The organism is Sphingomonas glacialis (assembly GCF_006439055.1).
GTDB lineage: Bacteria > Pseudomonadota > Alphaproteobacteria > Sphingomonadales > Sphingomonadaceae > Sphingomonas > Sphingomonas glacialis_A.
On sequence record NZ_RCZC01000007.1, the window covers coordinates 86180 to 103763 of the forward strand.

Here is a 17584-nt window from a genome sequence, read left to right on the forward strand (position 1 = left end):
TCACCCCGAGATCGCCAGCGCCAACGTGACGCACTCCGTCGCGAAGCCGAAGGGCCAAGATTATGACTGACACGAAATACACCATCCGCGGCGAAACCGGCGACTGGGAGGTCGTGGTCGGCCTCGAAGTCCACGCGCAGGTGACCTCGAACGCCAAGCTCTTCTCGGGCGCGGCGACCGCGTTCGGCGCCGAGCCCAACACGCAGGTGTCGCTGGTCGATGCCGCGATGCCCGGCATGCTGCCCGTTCCCAACCGCGAGTGCATCCGCCAGGCGGTCCGCACCGGCATGGCGATCGACGCGCAGATCAACAAATGGTCGCGCTTCGACCGCAAGAACTATTTCTACGCCGATCTGCCGCAGGGCTATCAGATCAGCCAGCTCTACCACCCGATCGTCGGCGAGGGCGCGATCGACATCAGCCTCGACGACAAGAACCCCGATGCTGCTGGCAAGCGGATCGGCGTCGAGCGGATCCATGTCGAGCAGGATGCGGGCAAGCTGATGCACGATCAGCACCCGACGCGCTCGTACGTCGATCTCAATCGCTCGGGCGTCGCGCTGATGGAGATCGTCTCCAAGCCCGACTTGGCTTCTCCTGCCGAAGCAGGGGCTTACCTGAGGAAGCTCAGGTCGATTCTGCGCTATGTCGGGTCGTGCGACGGCAACATGGAAGAAGGCTCGATGCGCGCCGACGTCAACGTCAGCGTCCGCAAGGCCGGTGACGAGCTCGGCACGCGCACCGAGACCAAGAACGTCAACTCGGTCCGCTTCGTGATGGCGGTGGTCGAGCAGGAGGCCAAGCGCCAGATCGACGTGATCGAAAGCGGCGGCCGGATCATCCAGGAAACGCGGCTCTACGATCCCGATCGCAACGAGACGCGCTCGATGCGCTCGAAGGAAGACGCGCACGATTACCGCTACTTCCCCGATCCCGATTTGCTCCCGCTCGAACTCGACGACGCGTTCCTCGAAGAATGCCGTGCGTCGTTGCCCGAATTGCCCGACACCAAGCGTCGCCGCTATGAGGCGCTCGGCATCACGCCTTATGCCGCTGCGGTGATGACCGCCGAGGTCGAGGCGGCGCGCTGGTTCGATGCGCTGCTCGACAAGGGCGTGGCCCCGGTCGCCGCTGCCAACTGGACGACCTCGGAGCTGTTCGGTGCGCTCAACCGCACGGGCAAGGATATCGAGAATTCGCCGGTCAGCCCCGACCAGGCCGCTGAACTGCTGGGTCTGATCGCCGACGGCACGCTGTCGGGTACGCTCGCCAAGCAGGTGTTTGAGATCATGCTCGAGACCGGGCAGCGGGCTGCTGCCATCGTCGAGGAGCGCGGGCTCAAGCAGACCAGCGACACCGGCGAGATCGAACGCGTCATCGCCGAGGTGATGGCGGCAAACGAAGACAAGGTCGCCGATTATCGCGGCGGCAAGGACAAGCTGTTCGGCTTCTTCGTCGGCCAGACGATGAAGGCGATGGGCGGCAAGGCCAATCCCGGCGTCGTCAACGACGTGCTGAAGAAAATGCTCGGCTAGACCGAGCCTGGCGTCACGCGACCAGGGTGTCGCGTGACGCGCCGACCCGGCGCAACCGCGCGGCGGCGGCCTCGATGAGGCCACTCGTCGACGCCGCGAGGCCGGTGACGATATGCGCGGCGACCGAAAGGCTTGCCATCATCGCCATCAGCGTGGCGATATTGCCGTGATGGCCGAACAGCAACGCGGTCGCGCCGGCGAACACCAGATCCTTGTTCGACACGAACGGCAGCCGCGACAGCACGAGCTTGAGCGCCGAAAAGGCGACCCACCAGCTCATCGCGATCTCGGGCAGAGCGAGGTGCCACATCAGCGCGGTCAGCACGATGCCGCTGGTCGAGCGCACGATGTGGATCGCGGTGATCTCGCGCAGCAGCGTGCCGGGCAGATGGAAGACCGATTTGCGTCCGAGGATCGCCACCATCGGCGGCGCCGCGACCGCGACCACGGCAAGCCCGATCGCCCAGTGCGGCATCGCGATATGCAGCCGCCCGAGCAGCGGCGCGGTGAACACCGCCACCAGGATCGTCGCGCTGTTGCCGACCGCGGCCGACAGCAACGCCACGTCCTTGACCGATCCGAACGCGATCCCCGGCGTCTTGCCCGCGCGGCGCGCCCAGCTGTAGAGATAGGTCTCGCCGACATAGCCGAACAGCAGATCGTTGCTCACCGTCTTGCGCGCCATCGCGACGATCGCGGCGCGCGGGATTCCCCAGATGCGGTGATAGATCGCCCATTCGGCGACGATCGGCGTGCAATAGAAAGCGACGAACACCAGCCAGAAGAGCGGATTGGCCGGGACCATCGCGAGCACCGCGTGCCAGTCCATCGCGTGGAGCTCGAACATGGCGGCCGCGAGGATCGCGATCGACATCGCCGGCGCGGCGAGGCGGGTGAGGGCGGTGCCGAATGGCGCCCCGACGGGTGGTGGCGCTGGCGACGCGGGTATGGCGTCGGCGACTTCTGCGACAGACATAATGGCGCCCCCCAAAGGCATGACGGCAAACGCCCCGTCATCCCCTAGACGCCGCGCCCCGCCCGAATCCGCCGCCGCGCGGACGCACAAAAAAGGGCCCGCTTGGCAGGCCCTTCCTTTGATCTGTCAGGTCGAACCCGCGCTACTGCGCGTCGTCGTCCTGGTTCTTCACCACGCCGCCGGTCCCGCCGACGCCGTCTTCCATTCCGGGGGACGTGAAGGAATCGGGCTCACGGCCGCCTTCGCCACGCTCGACCGCGTCCTTGCGGGCTTCGACCGCCTGCTCGATGTCGCTGCGCGTGTCATTGTCGTTCTCGGGCAGGCTGTCGGGGTGCGGATCGGACGCACTCATGCGAAATCTCCTGTCAGGCCGGTGTCGGTCGGCGCGATCGGCTCACCGCCGGGGTCGCCGCCGGGGCTGGGAAAGTCGGTATCGGGTGACGGGCTCGGCAGCTCGGTCGGCATCGGATCGGGCTGGCCCGGTTCGCTCGGGACGGGGGGAAGTTCGGTCGGGGGCGTGCTTGCCATGGGGACTCTCCTCTGGGGTCTTAACGCGCAAACTAGCCGCCGGTTGCGCGCAATGCCACGCGCGTACTTTGCCGACTTGCCCCCGCGCGCATGGCTGGTATAGACGCCCCCCACACCGGCGGTGTCCTTGCGGGCGTGGCGGAACTGGTAGACGCAGCAGGTTTAGGTCCTGCCATCGCAAGATGTGGGGGTTCGAGTCCCTTCGCCCGCACCAGTCTTTCGCGCGATTCGGCGTGGAGGCTGCGAAACAAATTCCTGAAAAGGCGTGAGATCTGAAATGCAGACTGTCGAGACGTTGAACGAAGGCCTCAAGCGCGCCTACACGCTGACGATCACCGCGAAGGATATCGATTCGCGCGTCGATGCCGAGCTCAAGCGCGTTGCGCCGACGGTGAAGATGCCCGGCTTCCGCCCCGGCAAGGTCCCCGCGAACCTGGTGCGCAAGATGCACGGCGAGGCGCTGATGCAGGACGCGCTCAACAGCTCGATCCAGCAGGGCATCCAGGAGCTGATCGCCGAGCAGAAGCTGCGCCCTGCGCTGCAGCCTTCGGTCGAGCTCGCCGACGGCTTCAAGCTGGGTGACGATGCGCAGATCACCGTCACGCTCGAAGTGCTTCCCGATGTGCCGACCCCGGCGATCGACGCGCTCAAGCTCGAGCGCCTGACCGTTCCCGCCGATGACGCGACCGTCCAGGCACAGCTCCAGAAGTTCGCCGACCAGCAGAAGAAGTGGGACGACGCAGCCGAGGGTCATGAAGCCAAGATGGGCGATCTCGTCGTCATGGACTTCGTCGGCAAGGTCGGCGATGTCGCCTTCGAGGGCGGCACGGGCAGCGACATGTCGGTCGAGCTCGGCACCGGCCGCTTGATCCCCGGCTTCGAAGAGCAGGTCGTCGGCGTCAAGACCGGCGACGAGCGCCAGATCACGGTGACCTTCCCCGAGGATTACCAGGCCAAGGAACTCGCCGGCAAGCCCGCGACTTTCGACCTGACGATCACCGCGGTGAAGACCGCTGGCGAGAGCGTCATCGACGACACGCTCGCGACCTCGCTCGGGCTCGAGAGCCTCGAGCAGCTCACCGGCCTGCTCAAGGGCCAGATCGAGCAGGAGCTCAACGGCCTCACCCGCACCCAGATGAAGCGCAAGCTGCTCGACCAGCTCGCCGAGGGTCATGATTTCGAAGTGCCGCCGTCGATGGTCGAAGCCGAATTCGACCAGATCTGGCAGCAACTCCAGCACGAAGCGACGCACGAGGAAGATCCTGCGGCAGCGCTTGCCGAGATGGAGACCGAGCGCGACGATTACCGCAAGATCGCTGAGCGCCGCGTGCGCCTCGGCCTGCTTCTGTCGGAAATCGGCCAAGCCAATGGCGTCGAAGTCAGCCAGCAGGAAATGAACCGCCTGATCGCGCAGGCTGCGCAGAACTATAACAACGAAGATCGCCAGCGCTTCCTGCAGTACATCCAGCAGGAGCCGATGGCAGCTGCCCAGCTGCGCGCGCCGCTGTACGAGGACAAGGTCGTCGACTTCCTGTTCGAGAAGGCCGAGATTTCGGACCGCGAAGTGACGCGCGAAGAGCTCGAAGCGGCGATCGAGAGCGAGGAAGGCTTCTCGAGCGGCACGCACACGCACGATCACGATAACCACAAGCCCAAGGCGAAGAAGGCGGCGGCCAAGAAGGCCAAGCCCGCAGCCGATGCCACGACGGATGACGCCAAGGAAATGGAAGCGGCCGACATCGAGCCGGCAGCACCTGGCGACGACCTCGTCGAAGCCGAGCCGGTGAAGAAGGCCGCGACCAAGAAGGCACCGGCCAAGAAGGCCGCTGCTGCTGCCGACACCGAAGCTGCTCCCGCGGAGGAGGCTGCTCCGGCACCCGCCAAGAAGCCGGCCGCCAAGAAGAAGCCTGCCACCGATACTGCGGAATAAGCCAAAAGCCCCTCCCTTTCGGGGGAGGGGTTGGGGTGGCGACGTAACCGGCGCGGATTCTCTGCGAGGCACTGCCCCACCCCCAAACCCCTCCCCTAAAGGGGAGGGGCTTTTTTTATGCCCGCCGCATGCGGCGCACAAAACAGTCGAACCGATCGCAATTCGGACCTAAGGCTCGGCCATGACACCACGTATCGCCGTCCTGCTGCCCTGCTACAACGAAGGCACCGCCATCGCGCAGACCGTCGCGGCTTTCCGCGCCGCGCTCCCCGATGCGACGATCTACGTCTATGACAATAACAGCCGCGACGACACCGTCGCGGTTGCGCGCACCGCCGGCGCGATCGTCCGGACCGAGCGGATGCAGGGCAAGGGCAACGTCGTCCGCCGCATGTTCGCCGATGTCGATGCCGATATCTATGTCATGGCCGATGGCGATGCGACCTATGACGCCGCTGCCGCGCCCGCCTTGGTCGATCGCTTGCTCGACGAACAGCTCGACATGGTCGTCGGCAGTCGCGTGACGCAGATCACCGCCGCGTATCGCCGCGGACACGTGCTCGGCAACCGCGCGATGACGGGCATGCTCGCCCAGCTCTTCGGGCGCAGTTTCACCGACATCTTCTCGGGCTATCGCGTCTTCTCGCGGCGTTTCGTCAAGAGCTTCCCGGTGCTCTCCTCAGGGTTCGAGATCGAGACCGAGATCAGCGTCCACGCACTCGAGCTCAAGATGCCGGTCGGCGAGATCGAGACCGCGTATTTCGCGCGCCCCGAGGGGTCCGAATCGAAGCTCAGCACCTATCGCGACGGTTTCCGCATCGCGCGTACGATCGTCACGCTGTACCGGATCGAACGGCCGCTGCTGTTCTTCGGGGCGATTGCAGGGCTGTTGTCGCTCGGCGTGCTGGCGCTCGGGATCCCGCTGATCGTCACCTATATGCACACCCATCTCGTGCCGCGTCTGCCGACTGCGGTGCTCGTCGTGGGCCTCGCAATCCTTGCGGCGCTGAACATCTTTACCGGGCTGATCCTCGACACGGTGGTGCGCGGCCGGCGCGAAGTGCGGCGGCTCGCCTATCTCAGCCACCGCGCGCCGGGCGGCGACGACCGCCGCTCCGAAGCGGTCGGGGCTTGAACTCGTTTCGTGCAGCGCCGATGTATGCGGTTCTAGGGGCATAAAGGACTAAAAGGCTCATCATGCGCAATCCGTTCGACACTGGCGACTTTCTGGCCCCCATCAATGACGGCCTCGTTCCGATCGTCATCGAGCAATCCAACCGCGGCGAGCGCAGCTTCGACATTTATTCGCGGCTGCTGCGCGAACGCATCATTTTCGTGACCGGCGGGGTCGAGGATCACATGGCCTCGGTCATCTCGGCACAGCTGCTCTTCCTGGAGTCGGAGAACCCCAAGAAGGACATCTTCATGTACATCAACTCGCCGGGCGGCGTCGTCACGGCGGGCATGGCGATCCATGACACCATGCAGTACATCAGGCCGCGCGTCGGCACGGTGTGCATGGGGCAGGCCGCCTCGATGGGCTCGTTCCTGCTCGCAGCGGGCGAGCCGGGCATGCGAGTCGCGCTGACCAACGCCCGGATCATGATCCACCAGCCTTCGGGCGGCGCGCAGGGCATGGCGTCTGACATCCAGATCCAGGCCAAGGAAATCCAGCGAATCAAGAACCGGATGAATGCGCTCTACGCGCAATACACCGGCAAGCCGCTCGAAGAGATCGAGCGCGCGATGGATCGCGATACCTTCCTCGAAGCGCATGAGGCGAAGGATTTCGGTCTGGTCGATCAGGTCTTCGACAAGCGTCCGGCATTGCCCGATGATTCGAGCACGCCGCCCGCGCTGACTTCGGCGTAAGCCTGTCGGTTAAGGCTCTGTTGGGCATCGGGGCGTCATGTGTACGTCCCGATGCTGACATCACCGGGTATTTTGGTGATTGTCGGATTGCGCGAGGACGGTCTAGGATACACGTTCCGCATATGCGCGCCGGGTGGCGCCAAGGATGGTTTGAATGACGAAGCTCAGCGGCGGCGACTCGAAGAGCACGCTTTATTGCTCCTTCTGCGGCAAGTCGCAGCATGAAGTCCGCAAGCTCATTGCGGGACCGACGGTGTTCATCTGCGATGAGTGCGTCGAACTCTGCAACGACATCATTCGCGAGGAGACCAAGTCGGCGCTCGTCTCGAAGAAGGACGGCGGCGTCCCCACGCCGCAGGAAATCTGCGACGTGCTCGACGATTATGTGATCGGCCAGAAGCGCGCCAAGCGCGTGCTCTCGGTGGCGGTGCACAACCATTACAAGCGTCTCAACCAAGGCCAGAAGGGCGCCGATGTCGAGCTCGCCAAGTCGAACATCCTGCTCGTCGGGCCGACCGGCTGCGGCAAGACGCTGCTCGCCCAGACGCTCGCCCGCATCCTCGACGTGCCGTTCACGATGGCCGATGCGACGACGCTGACCGAAGCCGGCTATGTCGGCGAGGACGTCGAGAACATCATCCTCAAGCTGCTCCAGGCCTCGGACTACAATGTCGAGCGGGCGCAGCGCGGGATCGTCTATATCGACGAGATCGACAAGATCAGCCGCAAGGCCGAGAACCCGTCGATCACGCGCGACGTGTCGGGCGAGGGCGTCCAGCAGGCGCTGCTCAAGCTGATGGAAGGCACCACCGCGAGCGTTCCGCCGCAGGGTGGCCGCAAGCATCCGCAGCAGGAGTTCCTGCAGGTCGACACGACCAACATCCTGTTCATTTGCGGCGGCGCGTTCAGCGGCCTCGAGAAGATCATCGGCGACCGTCTGCAGGGCAAGTCGATCGGCTTCGGTGCCTATGTCGCCTCGCCTGAGGAACGCCGCACCGGCGAGACGCTCAAGGCGGTCGAGCCCGAGGATCTGCTCAAGTTCGGCCTGATCCCCGAATTCGTCGGCCGTCTGCCGGTGATCGCGACGCTCGAGGATCTCGACGTTCCGGCGCTGGTGACGATCCTGACCGAGCCGAAGAACGCTCTGGTCAAGCAGTACCAGAAGCTGTTCGACATGGAGGCGGTCAAGCTCGGCTTCACCGACGAGGCGCTGGTTTCGGTCGCCAAGAAGGCGATCGACCGCAAGACCGGCGCGCGCGGGCTTCGCTCGATCCTCGAGGGCATCCTGCTCGACACGATGTTCGACCTGCCGGGCATGGACAGCGTCGAGGAAGTGATGATCGACAAGGACGTGATCGAAGGCCGCAAGGAACCGATCCGCGTCTATGGCAAGAAGGAAAAGGCCGGCGCCGGCGCGGCGTAGGCTCTTCTCAGTCCCGCCCCTGAAAAGGGGGCGGGACGTCGGCGGGTGTGATGGGCTCCGCCCAGACGGGCGATAGACTGCGACCCGCTTATCCCTCAGGATCCCGCGTGAAGGCTACGCCCTTCGATCCGCGGTCGATCCCGAGCTGTGGCAGCCGGACGGTGGGTTCGGCGCGGCATCTGCCGAGCTCTCGTGAGACACCCATGGCACGCGAGCGCCTTCGTTGCTCTGCGCGCATCTGTCGTCAGCTTTTGTGCGACCATCCCAACGCTCCAGTCTCCCCGCGGTCCAGTACCGGATCGCTTTCGACATCCTGAACCGAACCCTGCAGGTCGCCGTCAGATCCGCGGGACGGGGAAGGGCGCGTGCACCTTACGGACATCGCCGCACGCCCGCATTGGGCATTTCGCGACCACGACCGGTCCGTAGTTCCACAGCTTCGGAGCATCCGAGCGCTTTGCATAGGTCAAAGCCGGGTTGTACATATGAGATCGACCTTGTAGACGCTTTGCACAGTTTGGAGGCTGTCGACTTCGTGAAAGCTATCGTGTGCCAAGCGCCCTATCATCTCGTCGTTTCCGAGCGGCCTGAGCCCGTCCTTGGCGCCGACGAAGTCCTGGTTCGGATCCGCCGCGTCGGGCTGTGCGGCACCGACTATCACATCTATGCCGGCCGCCATCCGTACCTCTCTTACCCACGCGTGATGGGCCACGAACTCGGCGGCGAAATCGAAGCGGTGCCCGCGGGCTCGTCCTTCGCAGTCGGGCAACGCGTGGCGATCAACCCCTATCTGTCGTGCGGCAGCTGTATCGCGTGCGGCAACGGCAAGCCCAATGCGTGCGTCAACATCAGCGTGCTTGGGGTCCATGCCGATGGCGGGATGTGCGAGCGCATCGCCGTCCCCGAAAGCGCCGTGATCGACGCGACGGGCCTTTCGCTCGATCAGGCGGCGATGATCGAGTTTCTGGCGATCGGCGCGCATGCCGTCGCGCGGGCGCGGGTGGCGCCGGGCCAGCGCGTGCTCGTGGTCGGCGCCGGGCCGATCGGGATCGCCGCCGGGCTCTTCGCGCGACTGGCGGGCGCGAGCGTGATGCTGATCGATACGCGCGCCACGCGGCTGGAGTATGCGCGGACGCGGCTCGGCTTCGACGACTCCGTGGTGGTAGATGATAACGTCGCGGCTGCGCTCGGGGGGCGGACCGGCGGCACGATGTACGACACCGTGTTCGATGCGACCGGTGTGCTTGCGGCGATGACGCAGAGCCTGGCGTATGTCGCGCATGGCGGATCGCTCGTGCTGGTCGGCGTCGCGCCGGGCGATCTGGTGTTCGCCGACCCCGAGTTCCACAAGCGCGAGACGACGCTGCTCGCCAGCCGCAACGCGCTGGCGAGCGACTTCGCGCATGTCATCGCCTCGATCAAGGCGGGGAAGATCCCGATCGATGCGCTGCATACCGACAGCTTCGCCGCCGACGACATGCCCGAGCGGTTGCCCGAGCTGATCGCCGGTGCGGATCATGTGCTGAAGGCGATCGCGAGCTTTTAGCGGCGCGTCAGGGCTCCGACGGCGCCCCGGGATAGCCCAGCGTGTCCGAAATCGCCCCGGTGGTTGCCCGCAGCAGATCGCGCGCGGCGTCGAGCCCGACCTTTTGCGATCCGTCGATCAGCTCGAGAAACGGGATCGTCAGCGCCGCCATCACGCGGCCGTCGAAGCCGAACACCGGAAAGCTGATATCGGTCACGCCGTGCGTGATCGGGCTTTGCCGGCTGTCATGCCCCACGGCGCGGATCGCCGCGATGCGTTCGGCAAGGCGGGTGCGATCGACCGGCGCGTCCTGTTCCGCATCGACCGCCTCGAGGATCTGTTCGCGGCGATGCGGCGCCGAATAGGCGAGCAGGACCTGGCCCGAGCAGCTGGTGATGATGTCGATCCGCGCGCCGACGCGCAGCGAGAAGCCGCGCGTACCGGGCTGTTGTTCGCAGGCGACGACCAAGCCGTGATCGCGGCTCGCCACCACCAGATGGCACGATTGCCCCGCCGCCGCCGCCAGCCCCTGCATCTGCGGCAGCGCCGCGCGCACGAGATTCTGCGCCGGCGTCGCGCGATAGGCGGTTTCGAGCAGCTTGTACGACACGGTATAGCGGTCGGTGTGGACCGATTTGCGGAGATAGCCGAGCCGCTCCATCACGATCACGATGCGGAACAGTTCGCCGACCGATCGGCCGAGGCTCGCCGCCATTTCGCTGACGAGCGCGCCATCGGGATGATCGGCGAGCAATTCGATGATCTCGAACGCCTTCTCGAGCGCGGGTGCGGCATATACGCCCTTGGGTCCGCTTCGCGTCACAAATGTCCTTTCTGATCCCCACCGCGCCGCCGGACATCCGGTCCCGCCGCGCGACGTCATATGTCGCAGGAAAGTGTGGGCGCTGGCAATCGGCGATGCGCCGCGCCGACCCGTGGCCGATGCGATCCAGTGCTTGCGTTATGCGACTGAACTTGCATGGATGAAAGCAACACTTTGGCGGATGCCGTGCGAGCGGTGTACCGTCACGGCAACGGACCGTAGATCGATGGGACGAGGATGCTGAACGAACGAAATGCACAGCCGATCGCTGGCGAATGTCGGTGAGCGAGGCGAAGCCCCCGTTGACGCGCCACGTCCTCCTCCTCGACCTGCACGACGATCCCGAGGCGATCGCCGCCTATCGGCATTGGCATCGCCCCGGCGGCCCGCCCGCCCCGGTCTCGCGCGCGATCCGCGCCGAGGGGATCGCCGCGCTCGAGATCTGGCAGGTCGGCGACCGGCTGGTGATGATGATGGAGACGACGCCCGATTTCGATCCCGCGGGGAAGGCAGAGCGCGATTCGGCCGACCCGGAGATCCAGGCGTGGGAGGCGCTGATGGACCGCTTCCAGCGCCGGCTGCGCTTTGCGGCAGAGGGGCAGAAATGGGTCGAGGCCGAGCGGATCTACACGCTCGACGAGCAGCCGTGACGCGCCTGATCGACGCGCACCAGCATTTCTGGTCGCTCGCCACCGAGGGGCACGAATGGCCGACCGCTGCGGAAGCCGCGATCCACCGCGATTTCGGTCCCGACGATCTGGTCGTTGCGACCAGCGGTCTGTCGCTCGACGGCACGGTGCTGGTCCAGTCGCAGCCGACCGATCGCGATACCGACTGGATGCTCGAGTTGGCGGCGCGCACGCCTTTGGTCCGCGCGGTGGTCGGCTGGGTCGATCTGCTGCATCCGCACGCGCCCGAGCGGATCGGCGCACTCGCGCGCCAGCCCAAGCTCCGCGGCCTGCGCCCGATGCTGCAGTCGATCGCCGATACCGAGTGGCTATTGCAGGACGCGCTGACCCCGGCGCTGGAGGCGATGCAGGCGGCCGACCTCAGGCTCGATGCCCTGGTCGAGCCGCGGCACCTGCCGATGCTCGCCCGCTTCGCCGCGCGCTGGCCCGGTCTGCCGATCGTGATCGACCATGCCGCCAAGCCCGACGCCGCGACCATGACGCTCGACCCGTGGCGCGTCGATATCGCGGCGCTTGGCCAGCTGGGCCTGTACTGCAAGCTCTCCGGCTTGCGGACCGAGCAGGCGCCGGGCCAGCCGGCCGAGGCGCTGACGCCCTATGTCGAACATCTCGTCAAGGTCTTCGGCGCGCGCCTTATGTGGGGCAGCGACTGGCCGGTCGTGCGCCTGTCTGGCGACGATTGGCGCCGCTGGCACCACGATGCGGGCCAGCTAGCAGGCCGCGCAGGCGCCGATCTCGACCAGCTGTTCGGCGGCGCCGCGGTCGCCTTTTACGGCCTGGACGACCCCCGCAGCGCCTGACCGACGCGCCGCGCTACTGGACGAGCTCGACGCCGTACGGCGCCAGCGGCAGCGTGCCGGCATAGGCCTGCTTCGACAGCAGCCCACGCTTCGTGCCGCCGAACGTGACGCTGACCGGCGCCTGCGTCGTATTGACGTAGAGCGTCCGGCCATCGACCTCGCGCGCGACGACCCCGGCGGGGGTCTTCGGGCCAGGCTTGATGCCGAGCGACGGGTAGAGCGAGCGCACCAGCGGACCCATCAGCTCCGACTGCGGCGCAGTTGCGACATAGATCGCCTGGCCCTTGCCATAATGGTTGATCGTGATCGCCGGGCTCTTCTGCGGCGTGTTGGCGAAGGTCGCGAGCGGCGTCGCCGTGCTCGGCTCGAGGATCTCGTAATAGGGATCGCTGCCGGTGAGCGTCGCCCCGTTGAACGTGACCTTCAGCGGCTGTTCGGCGCGATAGAAGGCGTTGGTCCGCACCCCGAACACGTCGCCGAGGCGGCCGGGCAGGGGCGTCTCGAACCATTTGCCGGTCTCGTCGACCTTGGCGGAATAGCCGGTCATGATGACGGTCCCGCCACCCGCGACATATTTCCGCACCGCCGCCGCGGTCGGCGCGTCCATCACATAGGCGCTGGGCAGGATGGCGAGCTTGTATGTGTCGAGCGCATCATGGCCGAAATCGATCACCGCGGCGTCGATATTGTCCTCGAACAGCGGGCGGTACGCCGCCTGCTCGAACTTGCTGTAATCGCCCTTGAAATATTCCTGCATCGTGTTGGGGCCGGGGGGCGGGTTGGTCAGCCAATAGCTCTGGTACGAGAAGTTCACCGCGACCTGCGGCGGATCGTAGCGCGGGAAGCCGAGCGTCTTGAGCGTCTCGAACTCGCGCGCGATCTGCGCGAACTCGCCGACCTTCCACGACGGCCGGCCATCATGATCGACCAGCCCGAACAGCGCCTGCTCCTCGCCGCCGCTGTGCGAGTTGAAGGTCCAGGCGAGGAAGCTCTGTGTGTAATAGAGCAGCCCGAAATAGGCCCACATCCGCGATCGGCCGGGCGTGCCGTAATAGCCGCCGCCGCCGGCGGTGAATTCGTTGAACCACACCGGCGTGTCGTGGCCCGCGCGGTTCGACATCACGTCGACCGCGGCACCGACCGGATCGCCGGGATAGAAGCCTTGCGCGCCGTAGGTCGAAATCTTGTCCCACGCGCGCAGATAGTCGAAGCCCTTTGTCCCGGCATTGGGCCAGAAGTTCGACGCGACGGGCAGATTGGGGGCGTATTGCTTGCGCACCGCTTCCAGCTCTTCCAGCGCGCCGACGGTGTCGTCGGACCAATAGCGGTGCAGGTCGAGATAGCGCTCGTTGGGGCCCGGGCCGCGCTCATAGGGGATGTCGACCTCGTCCCAGCTGTTGATCCGCCGCGACCAGCGTTGCGTCGCCCAGGCCTTGTTGAGCGCTTCGATCGACCCGTAGCGCTGCTTGAGCCAGCCGACGAAGCGCGTCCGATCGGCGGGCGAATCGGACATGTGCCCATTGCCGATCTCATTGTCATAGCCGAGCGCGATTACCGCCGGATTGTGCGCGTAGCGCTGCATCATCTTCTGCGCGAGCCGCGTCGCGAGGCGGCGATAATCGGGATCGCTGATATTGTCCCAATAGCGGCTCGCCGCGTTGATCCGCACGCCGTCCTGGTTGACGATATCGACCCCGGGATACTTCTTGTGCATCCAGATCGGCGCGGGCTGGCCGGGGATATCGACGATCACGCGGATGCCGGCGGCGTGCATCTGCGCGATCACGTCGTCGAACCATTTGAACTCGAAGCGGCCTTCCTCGGGCTCGAACGAATCCCACGACAGATCGCCCATCCGGACCATCGTCATCCCCGCGCCCTTCATGATCGCGATGTCCTGGCGGATCTGTTCGGGGCTCCGGTCGATCGGCTGATAGCAGGTGCCGACGAACAGCGCGCCCTTGCCGGGCCATTCGGGGTGACCGGCCGCGCTCTGAGCGCGCGCCGGGGAGGTGGTCGCGTTCGGCACGATACCGGCGGAGATGGCGAGCGCGAGCGCGATACCGGCGAGGCGGGCAGGGCGACGATGCATGGGTGGTCCTTCGTATCGCGTATCGAATGGGGGCGTCAGGCCTGGTGGATCCGGAAGACGCTGGCATGGCGCGTCGGGAGCCGCGCGGGAACGTTGATCGACAGGGCCGTGGCGGTCTGGCGGAAGCGCACCGGCCCGGCGCCGAGCAGATCGACCCCGACCACGCGCCCGCGCGCCTGCGGCGACCCGCTGCGCAGCGATGCGATCTCGGTCGTGCCGCGCGGTTCACCCAGCGCGATCGCGTAGAGCGTCTTGCCCTTGATCGTGAAGCGGATGTCGCGCGGCGAATAGTCCGCCTTTTCCTTGAACATGCCCTCGACTGCCTCGGTCGGCCCCTCGCCATAGACCGTCCAGGGGCGGGTTCCGTGGATCGCCTCGCCATTGACCGCCATCCAGGCGGCGAGATCGGTCAGCAGGCTGTCGGATTCGGGCGGCAATGACCCGTCGGCGCGCTGCACGACGTTGAGCAGCATGTTGCCGTTCTTGCTGACGATGTCGGCGAGCATCGTGACGATCTGGTTCGACGTCTTGTACGTCTCGGTTTCGTTGTAGAACCAGTCGCCGTTCGAGGTGTCGGTCTGCCACGGCAGCGGGTTGATGCCCTTGAGCACGCCGCGCTCGACGTCCTGTACCATGCCCTCCTTGAAGAACTCGCCGGTGCCGGCATCCTTGCAATTGTACACCGCCTCGAGCCGCCCGGTGCGTGCGATGCTGGTGTTGTAGAGGTGCGCGACCATGCTGCGCCCGACTTCGCCGAACGGCAGGCCGCCGTCGGAATAGAGCAGATCGGGCTGATAGCCGTCGATCAGGTCGGTGATCCGCTTGAGCCACATCTGATGATAGGCCGGGTCGGTGGTGTACCAGCTCGCCTTGGTGTCGATGAACGGCTCGGTGCGATTGTTGTGATAGAGATCGGCATAGGCGGGATTGGCGCCGTCATAGGGAATACCGAGCTTGGGCCAGAACTGGTCGTAGCCATGGTTGGGATACCACCAATTGTGGCTCGCACCGAGATGTTCGGAGACGCCGAAGCGCAGGCCATGGCGCTTGGCTGCAGCCTGCCACGTCCCGACGACGTCGCGCTTCGGGCCCATCACCACCGCGTTCCAGCGGTTGTGCTTCGAATTCCACAGATCGAAATTGTCGTGATGGACGCCCATCGACACGAAATATTTCGCACCGGCCTTGGCGTAGCGCGCCATCAGCGCCTCGGGCTCCCACCGTTCCGCCTTCCAGAGCGGAATGATGTCCTTATAGCCCTTTTCCGACGGATGGCCGTAGGTCTTGAGGTGATGGTCGTAATGCGGATGGCCCGGCACATACATCCAGCGCGCGTACCAGTCGCCGCGGGCCGGCACCGCCTGCGGCCCCCAATGCGACCAGATGCCGAACTTCGCATCCTTGAACCAGTCGGGCGTGGTGTAGGTCGACAGCGATGCGTGCGTCGCATCGAATTTGCCCTTGCGAAGCGAACCTGCCGCGCCGCGGGGGGCTGCCGCCGCCGCCGGAACGACCCGGCTCAGCGCACCGGCGCCGAGCGCGGCGAGCGGACCGTACAATAGCTCGCGCTTGCTGAAAGTGGGCATGATGTACGCGTCCTCTCCGGCATTACGACCGTGACAATGGATTTCACAGGTGCAATAGAATTCTCTTCAATGCAAGCTGCGTGCGGCTTCGGGGAGCAATAGCGTTCCGAATCACCGCACATCCTAAAGCTGGTTTGCGCTTATAAACATGAGTTTTCATGCGTTCAGTAAGCGCCTATGCGGCTTCAGGAATACGATAGCGCCATGAGCGAGGGGATCCGATGCGAAAAGATGTAAGCGCAATGCCGGCTGGTCTGGGTCTGGCGATGCTCGCCGCGACGGTCGCGGTGCAACCGGCGCTCGCTGCCCCGGAGCGGGTGGTCAGCGTCGATGTCGCGAAGGCGCAGGGGCCAGTCGATCGCTTCTACGATCTCTCGGTCGGCTCGGATTATCCGGGCACGCTGATGCGCGCCGACAGTCAGGCGCAGCTCAAGACAGCGACCGACGAGCTCGGTTTTCGCTATCTCCGTTTCCACGCGATCTTCCACGACGTGCTCAAGACGGTGCGCGTCGAAAACGGGAAGACGGTGTATGACTGGACCGGGATCGACCGCCTGTATGACGACATGCTGCGGCGGAACATCAAGCCGTTCGTCGAGCTCGGCTTCACGCCGGACGCGCTCAAGACCTCGGACCTGACGATCTTCTATTGGAAGGGCAACACTTCGCATCCGCGGCTCGACGGCTGGGCATCGCTGATCGACGCTTTCGCGCGGCATCTGCAGCAGCGGTACGGCGCTGCCGAAGTCCGCAGCTGGTATTTCGAGGTTTGGAACGAGCCCAACCTCGACGGTTTTTGGGAGAAGGCCGACAAGCCGGCCTATTTCGAGCTGTACGACGTTACCGCACGCACTCTGAATAAGGTCGATCCGGGGCTGCGCGTCGGCGGCCCGTCGACCGCGGGCGCGGCCTGGGTGCCCGAATTCCTCGAGCATGTCGCCAAGAGCGGTGCGCCGGTCGATTTCGTCACGACGCACACCTATGGCGTCGAGGGTGGTTTCCTCGACGAACAGGGCAAGAGCGACACCAAGCTGTCGCCCGCGCCCGACGCGATCATCGCCGATGTCCGCAAGGTCCGCGCCGAGATCGCGGCATCGCCCTTCCCGAAGCTGCCGCTCTTTTTTACCGAGTGGAGCACGAGCTACACCCCGCGCGACCCGGTCCACGACAGCTATGTCAGCGCGCCCTATATCCTGAGCAAATTGAAGGCGGTCGAGGGCAGCGTCCAGGGCATGAGCTATTGGACCTATAGCGATCTGTTCGAGGAGCCGGGCCCGCCGACCGCGCCGTTCCAGGGCGGCTTTGGCCTGATGAACCCGCAGGGCATCCGCAAGCCGGCGTGGTTCGCCTACAAATATCTCAACGCGCTGCGCGGCAAGGCTGTGCCTACCGTCGATGCCAACAGCTGGGCGGCGACCGAGGGGCGGCGGACCAGCGTCGTCGTGTGGGACTGGCACCAGCCCGACCAGAAGCTCAGCAACCGGCCGTTCTATACCAAGCTCGTCCCCACGGAGCATCAGGCGCCCGCCGCGGTGCAGTTCGCTGGCCTTGCGCCGGGCCGCTATCGGCTGCGGACCTATCGCACCGGCTATCGCCATAACGATGCCTATTCGGCCTATATCGACATGGGCCTGCCCAATGCGCTGAGCGCTGCGCAAGTCGCGCAGTTGCAGGCGGTGACGCAGGACAAGCCCGAGCAGGACCGCGTCGTGCAGATCGGCGCGGCCGGGCGCTATGCCGCCACCGTGCCGCTCGACACCAACGACGTCGTGCTGGTGACGCTCGAGCCCGCACGCGGCTGAGCC

The 17584-nt window shown here is 65.6% G+C and carries 15 protein-coding genes and 1 tRNA gene; 10 read left to right on the forward strand and 6 right to left on the reverse strand.

Annotated elements, in window-relative coordinates:
• Positions 1-62: 62 nt before the first annotated feature.
• Positions 63-1535: an Asp-tRNA(Asn)/Glu-tRNA(Gln) amidotransferase subunit GatB gene (gene gatB / locus EAH76_RS18795; RefSeq protein ID WP_140851810.1), complete on the forward strand. Its 1473-nt coding sequence runs from the start codon at positions 63-65 to the stop codon at positions 1533-1535.
• Positions 1536-1548: 13 nt separating this feature from the next.
• Here the strand turns inward: gatB and EAH76_RS18800 are convergent, their stop codons facing one another.
• From EAH76_RS18800 to EAH76_RS18810, 3 genes are all read right to left on the reverse strand, one after another.
• Positions 1549-2511, reverse strand: a complete 963-nt coding sequence (locus EAH76_RS18800; protein ID WP_140851811.1) for a hypothetical protein — start codon at positions 2509-2511, stop codon at positions 1549-1551.
• Positions 2512-2653: 142 nt separating this feature from the next.
• Positions 2654-2863 (reverse strand): hypothetical protein, encoded by a 210-nt coding sequence (locus tag EAH76_RS18805; RefSeq protein WP_140851812.1) that lies wholly within the window; start codon positions 2861-2863, stop codon positions 2654-2656.
• Complete coding sequence (locus EAH76_RS18810) at positions 2860-3039, reverse strand: hypothetical protein (RefSeq protein WP_140851813.1); 180 nt, start codon at positions 3037-3039, stop codon at positions 2860-2862. The genes EAH76_RS18805 and EAH76_RS18810 overlap by 4 nt, the downstream gene beginning before the upstream one ends.
• A gap of 129 nt (positions 3040-3168) precedes the next feature.
• On the opposite strand from EAH76_RS18810, the gene EAH76_RS18815 reads away from it, so the two are divergent.
• From EAH76_RS18815 to EAH76_RS18840, 6 genes are all read left to right on the forward strand, one after another.
• Positions 3169-3253: transfer RNA gene (locus tag EAH76_RS18815), tRNA-Leu, on the forward strand.
• A 63-nt stretch (positions 3254-3316) separates the two neighbouring features.
• Entirely contained in the window at positions 3317-4969 is a 1653-nt protein-coding gene (gene tig / locus EAH76_RS18820; RefSeq protein WP_140851814.1) for a trigger factor, read from the forward strand.
• A 181-nt stretch (positions 4970-5150) separates the two neighbouring features.
• The gene (locus tag EAH76_RS18825) at positions 5151-6104 is read left to right on the forward strand and encodes a glycosyltransferase family 2 protein (protein WP_140851815.1); all 954 of its coding nucleotides are present in this window, start codon (positions 5151-5153) and stop codon (positions 6102-6104) included.
• Positions 6105-6166: 62 nt separating this feature from the next.
• On the forward strand, positions 6167-6841 hold the full coding sequence (locus tag EAH76_RS18830) for an ATP-dependent Clp protease proteolytic subunit (protein ID WP_133188610.1): 675 nt from the start codon (positions 6167-6169) through the stop codon (positions 6839-6841).
• Between the two features lie 154 nt (positions 6842-6995).
• The gene (gene clpX / locus EAH76_RS18835; protein ID WP_140851816.1) at positions 6996-8264 is read left to right on the forward strand and encodes an ATP-dependent Clp protease ATP-binding subunit ClpX; all 1269 of its coding nucleotides are present in this window, start codon (positions 6996-6998) and stop codon (positions 8262-8264) included.
• A 535-nt stretch (positions 8265-8799) separates the two neighbouring features.
• Entirely contained in the window at positions 8800-9810 is a 1011-nt protein-coding gene (locus tag EAH76_RS18840; protein WP_140851817.1) for a zinc-binding alcohol dehydrogenase family protein, read from the forward strand.
• 7 nt (positions 9811-9817) lie between these two features.
• On the opposite strand, the gene EAH76_RS18845 is transcribed toward EAH76_RS18840, so the two are convergent.
• Entirely contained in the window at positions 9818-10612 is a 795-nt protein-coding gene (locus tag EAH76_RS18845) for an IclR family transcriptional regulator (RefSeq protein ID WP_140851818.1), read from the reverse strand.
• Positions 10613-10887: 275 nt separating this feature from the next.
• On the opposite strand from EAH76_RS18845, the gene EAH76_RS18850 reads away from it, so the two are divergent.
• The gene (locus tag EAH76_RS18850) at positions 10888-11262 is read left to right on the forward strand and encodes an L-rhamnose mutarotase (RefSeq protein WP_140851819.1); all 375 of its coding nucleotides are present in this window, start codon (positions 10888-10890) and stop codon (positions 11260-11262) included.
• Positions 11259-12101 carry an amidohydrolase family protein gene (locus EAH76_RS18855; protein WP_241659789.1) on the forward strand — a complete coding sequence of 281 codons (843 nt, stop codon included), beginning with the start codon at positions 11259-11261 and terminating at the stop codon, positions 12099-12101. The genes EAH76_RS18850 and EAH76_RS18855 overlap by 4 nt, the downstream gene beginning before the upstream one ends.
• Positions 12102-12114: 13 nt before the next feature.
• Here the strand turns inward: EAH76_RS18855 and EAH76_RS18860 are convergent, their stop codons facing one another.
• Positions 12115-14193 carry a beta-galactosidase gene (locus EAH76_RS18860; protein ID WP_140851821.1) on the reverse strand — a complete coding sequence of 693 codons (2079 nt, stop codon included), beginning with the start codon at positions 14191-14193 and terminating at the stop codon, positions 12115-12117.
• A gap of 35 nt (positions 14194-14228) precedes the next feature.
• Positions 14229-15779: an alpha-L-fucosidase gene (locus tag EAH76_RS18865; protein WP_140851822.1), complete on the reverse strand. Its 1551-nt coding sequence runs from the start codon at positions 15777-15779 to the stop codon at positions 14229-14231.
• A gap of 221 nt (positions 15780-16000) precedes the next feature.
• Here EAH76_RS18865 and EAH76_RS18870 point away from each other — a divergent pair, with 221 nt between their 5' ends.
• Positions 16001-17581 carry a GH39 family glycosyl hydrolase gene (locus EAH76_RS18870; protein ID WP_241659790.1) on the forward strand — a complete coding sequence of 527 codons (1581 nt, stop codon included), beginning with the start codon at positions 16001-16003 and terminating at the stop codon, positions 17579-17581.
• The last annotated feature ends 3 nt before the right edge of the window (positions 17582-17584 follow it).

Bases quoted from the DNA above. Each gene is read 5' to 3' on its own strand.
- gatB (WP_140851810.1), top strand. From the start codon at position 63: ATGACTGACACGAAATACACCATCCGCGGCGAAACCGGCGACTGGGAG.
- EAH76_RS18800 (WP_140851811.1), bottom strand. From the start codon at position 2,511: ATGTCTGTCGCAGAAGTCGCCGACGCCATACCCGCGTCGCCAGCGCCA.
- EAH76_RS18805 (WP_140851812.1), bottom strand. From the start codon at position 2,863: ATGAGTGCGTCCGATCCGCACCCCGACAGCCTGCCCGAGAACGACAAT.
- EAH76_RS18810 (WP_140851813.1), bottom strand. From the start codon at position 3,039: ATGGCAAGCACGCCCCCGACCGAACTTCCCCCCGTCCCGAGCGAACCG.
- tig (WP_140851814.1), top strand. From the start codon at position 3,317: ATGCAGACTGTCGAGACGTTGAACGAAGGCCTCAAGCGCGCCTACACG.
- EAH76_RS18825 (WP_140851815.1), top strand. From the start codon at position 5,151: ATGACACCACGTATCGCCGTCCTGCTGCCCTGCTACAACGAAGGCACC.
- EAH76_RS18830 (WP_133188610.1), top strand. From the start codon at position 6,167: ATGCGCAATCCGTTCGACACTGGCGACTTTCTGGCCCCCATCAATGAC.
- clpX (WP_140851816.1), top strand. From the start codon at position 6,996: ATGACGAAGCTCAGCGGCGGCGACTCGAAGAGCACGCTTTATTGCTCC.
- EAH76_RS18850 (WP_140851819.1), top strand. From the start codon at position 10,888: ATGTCGGTGAGCGAGGCGAAGCCCCCGTTGACGCGCCACGTCCTCCTC.
- EAH76_RS18860 (WP_140851821.1), bottom strand. From the start codon at position 14,193: ATGCATCGTCGCCCTGCCCGCCTCGCCGGTATCGCGCTCGCGCTCGCC.
- EAH76_RS18865 (WP_140851822.1), bottom strand. From the start codon at position 15,779: ATGCCCACTTTCAGCAAGCGCGAGCTATTGTACGGTCCGCTCGCCGCG.
- EAH76_RS18870 (WP_241659790.1), top strand. From the start codon at position 16,001: ATGCGAAAAGATGTAAGCGCAATGCCGGCTGGTCTGGGTCTGGCGATG.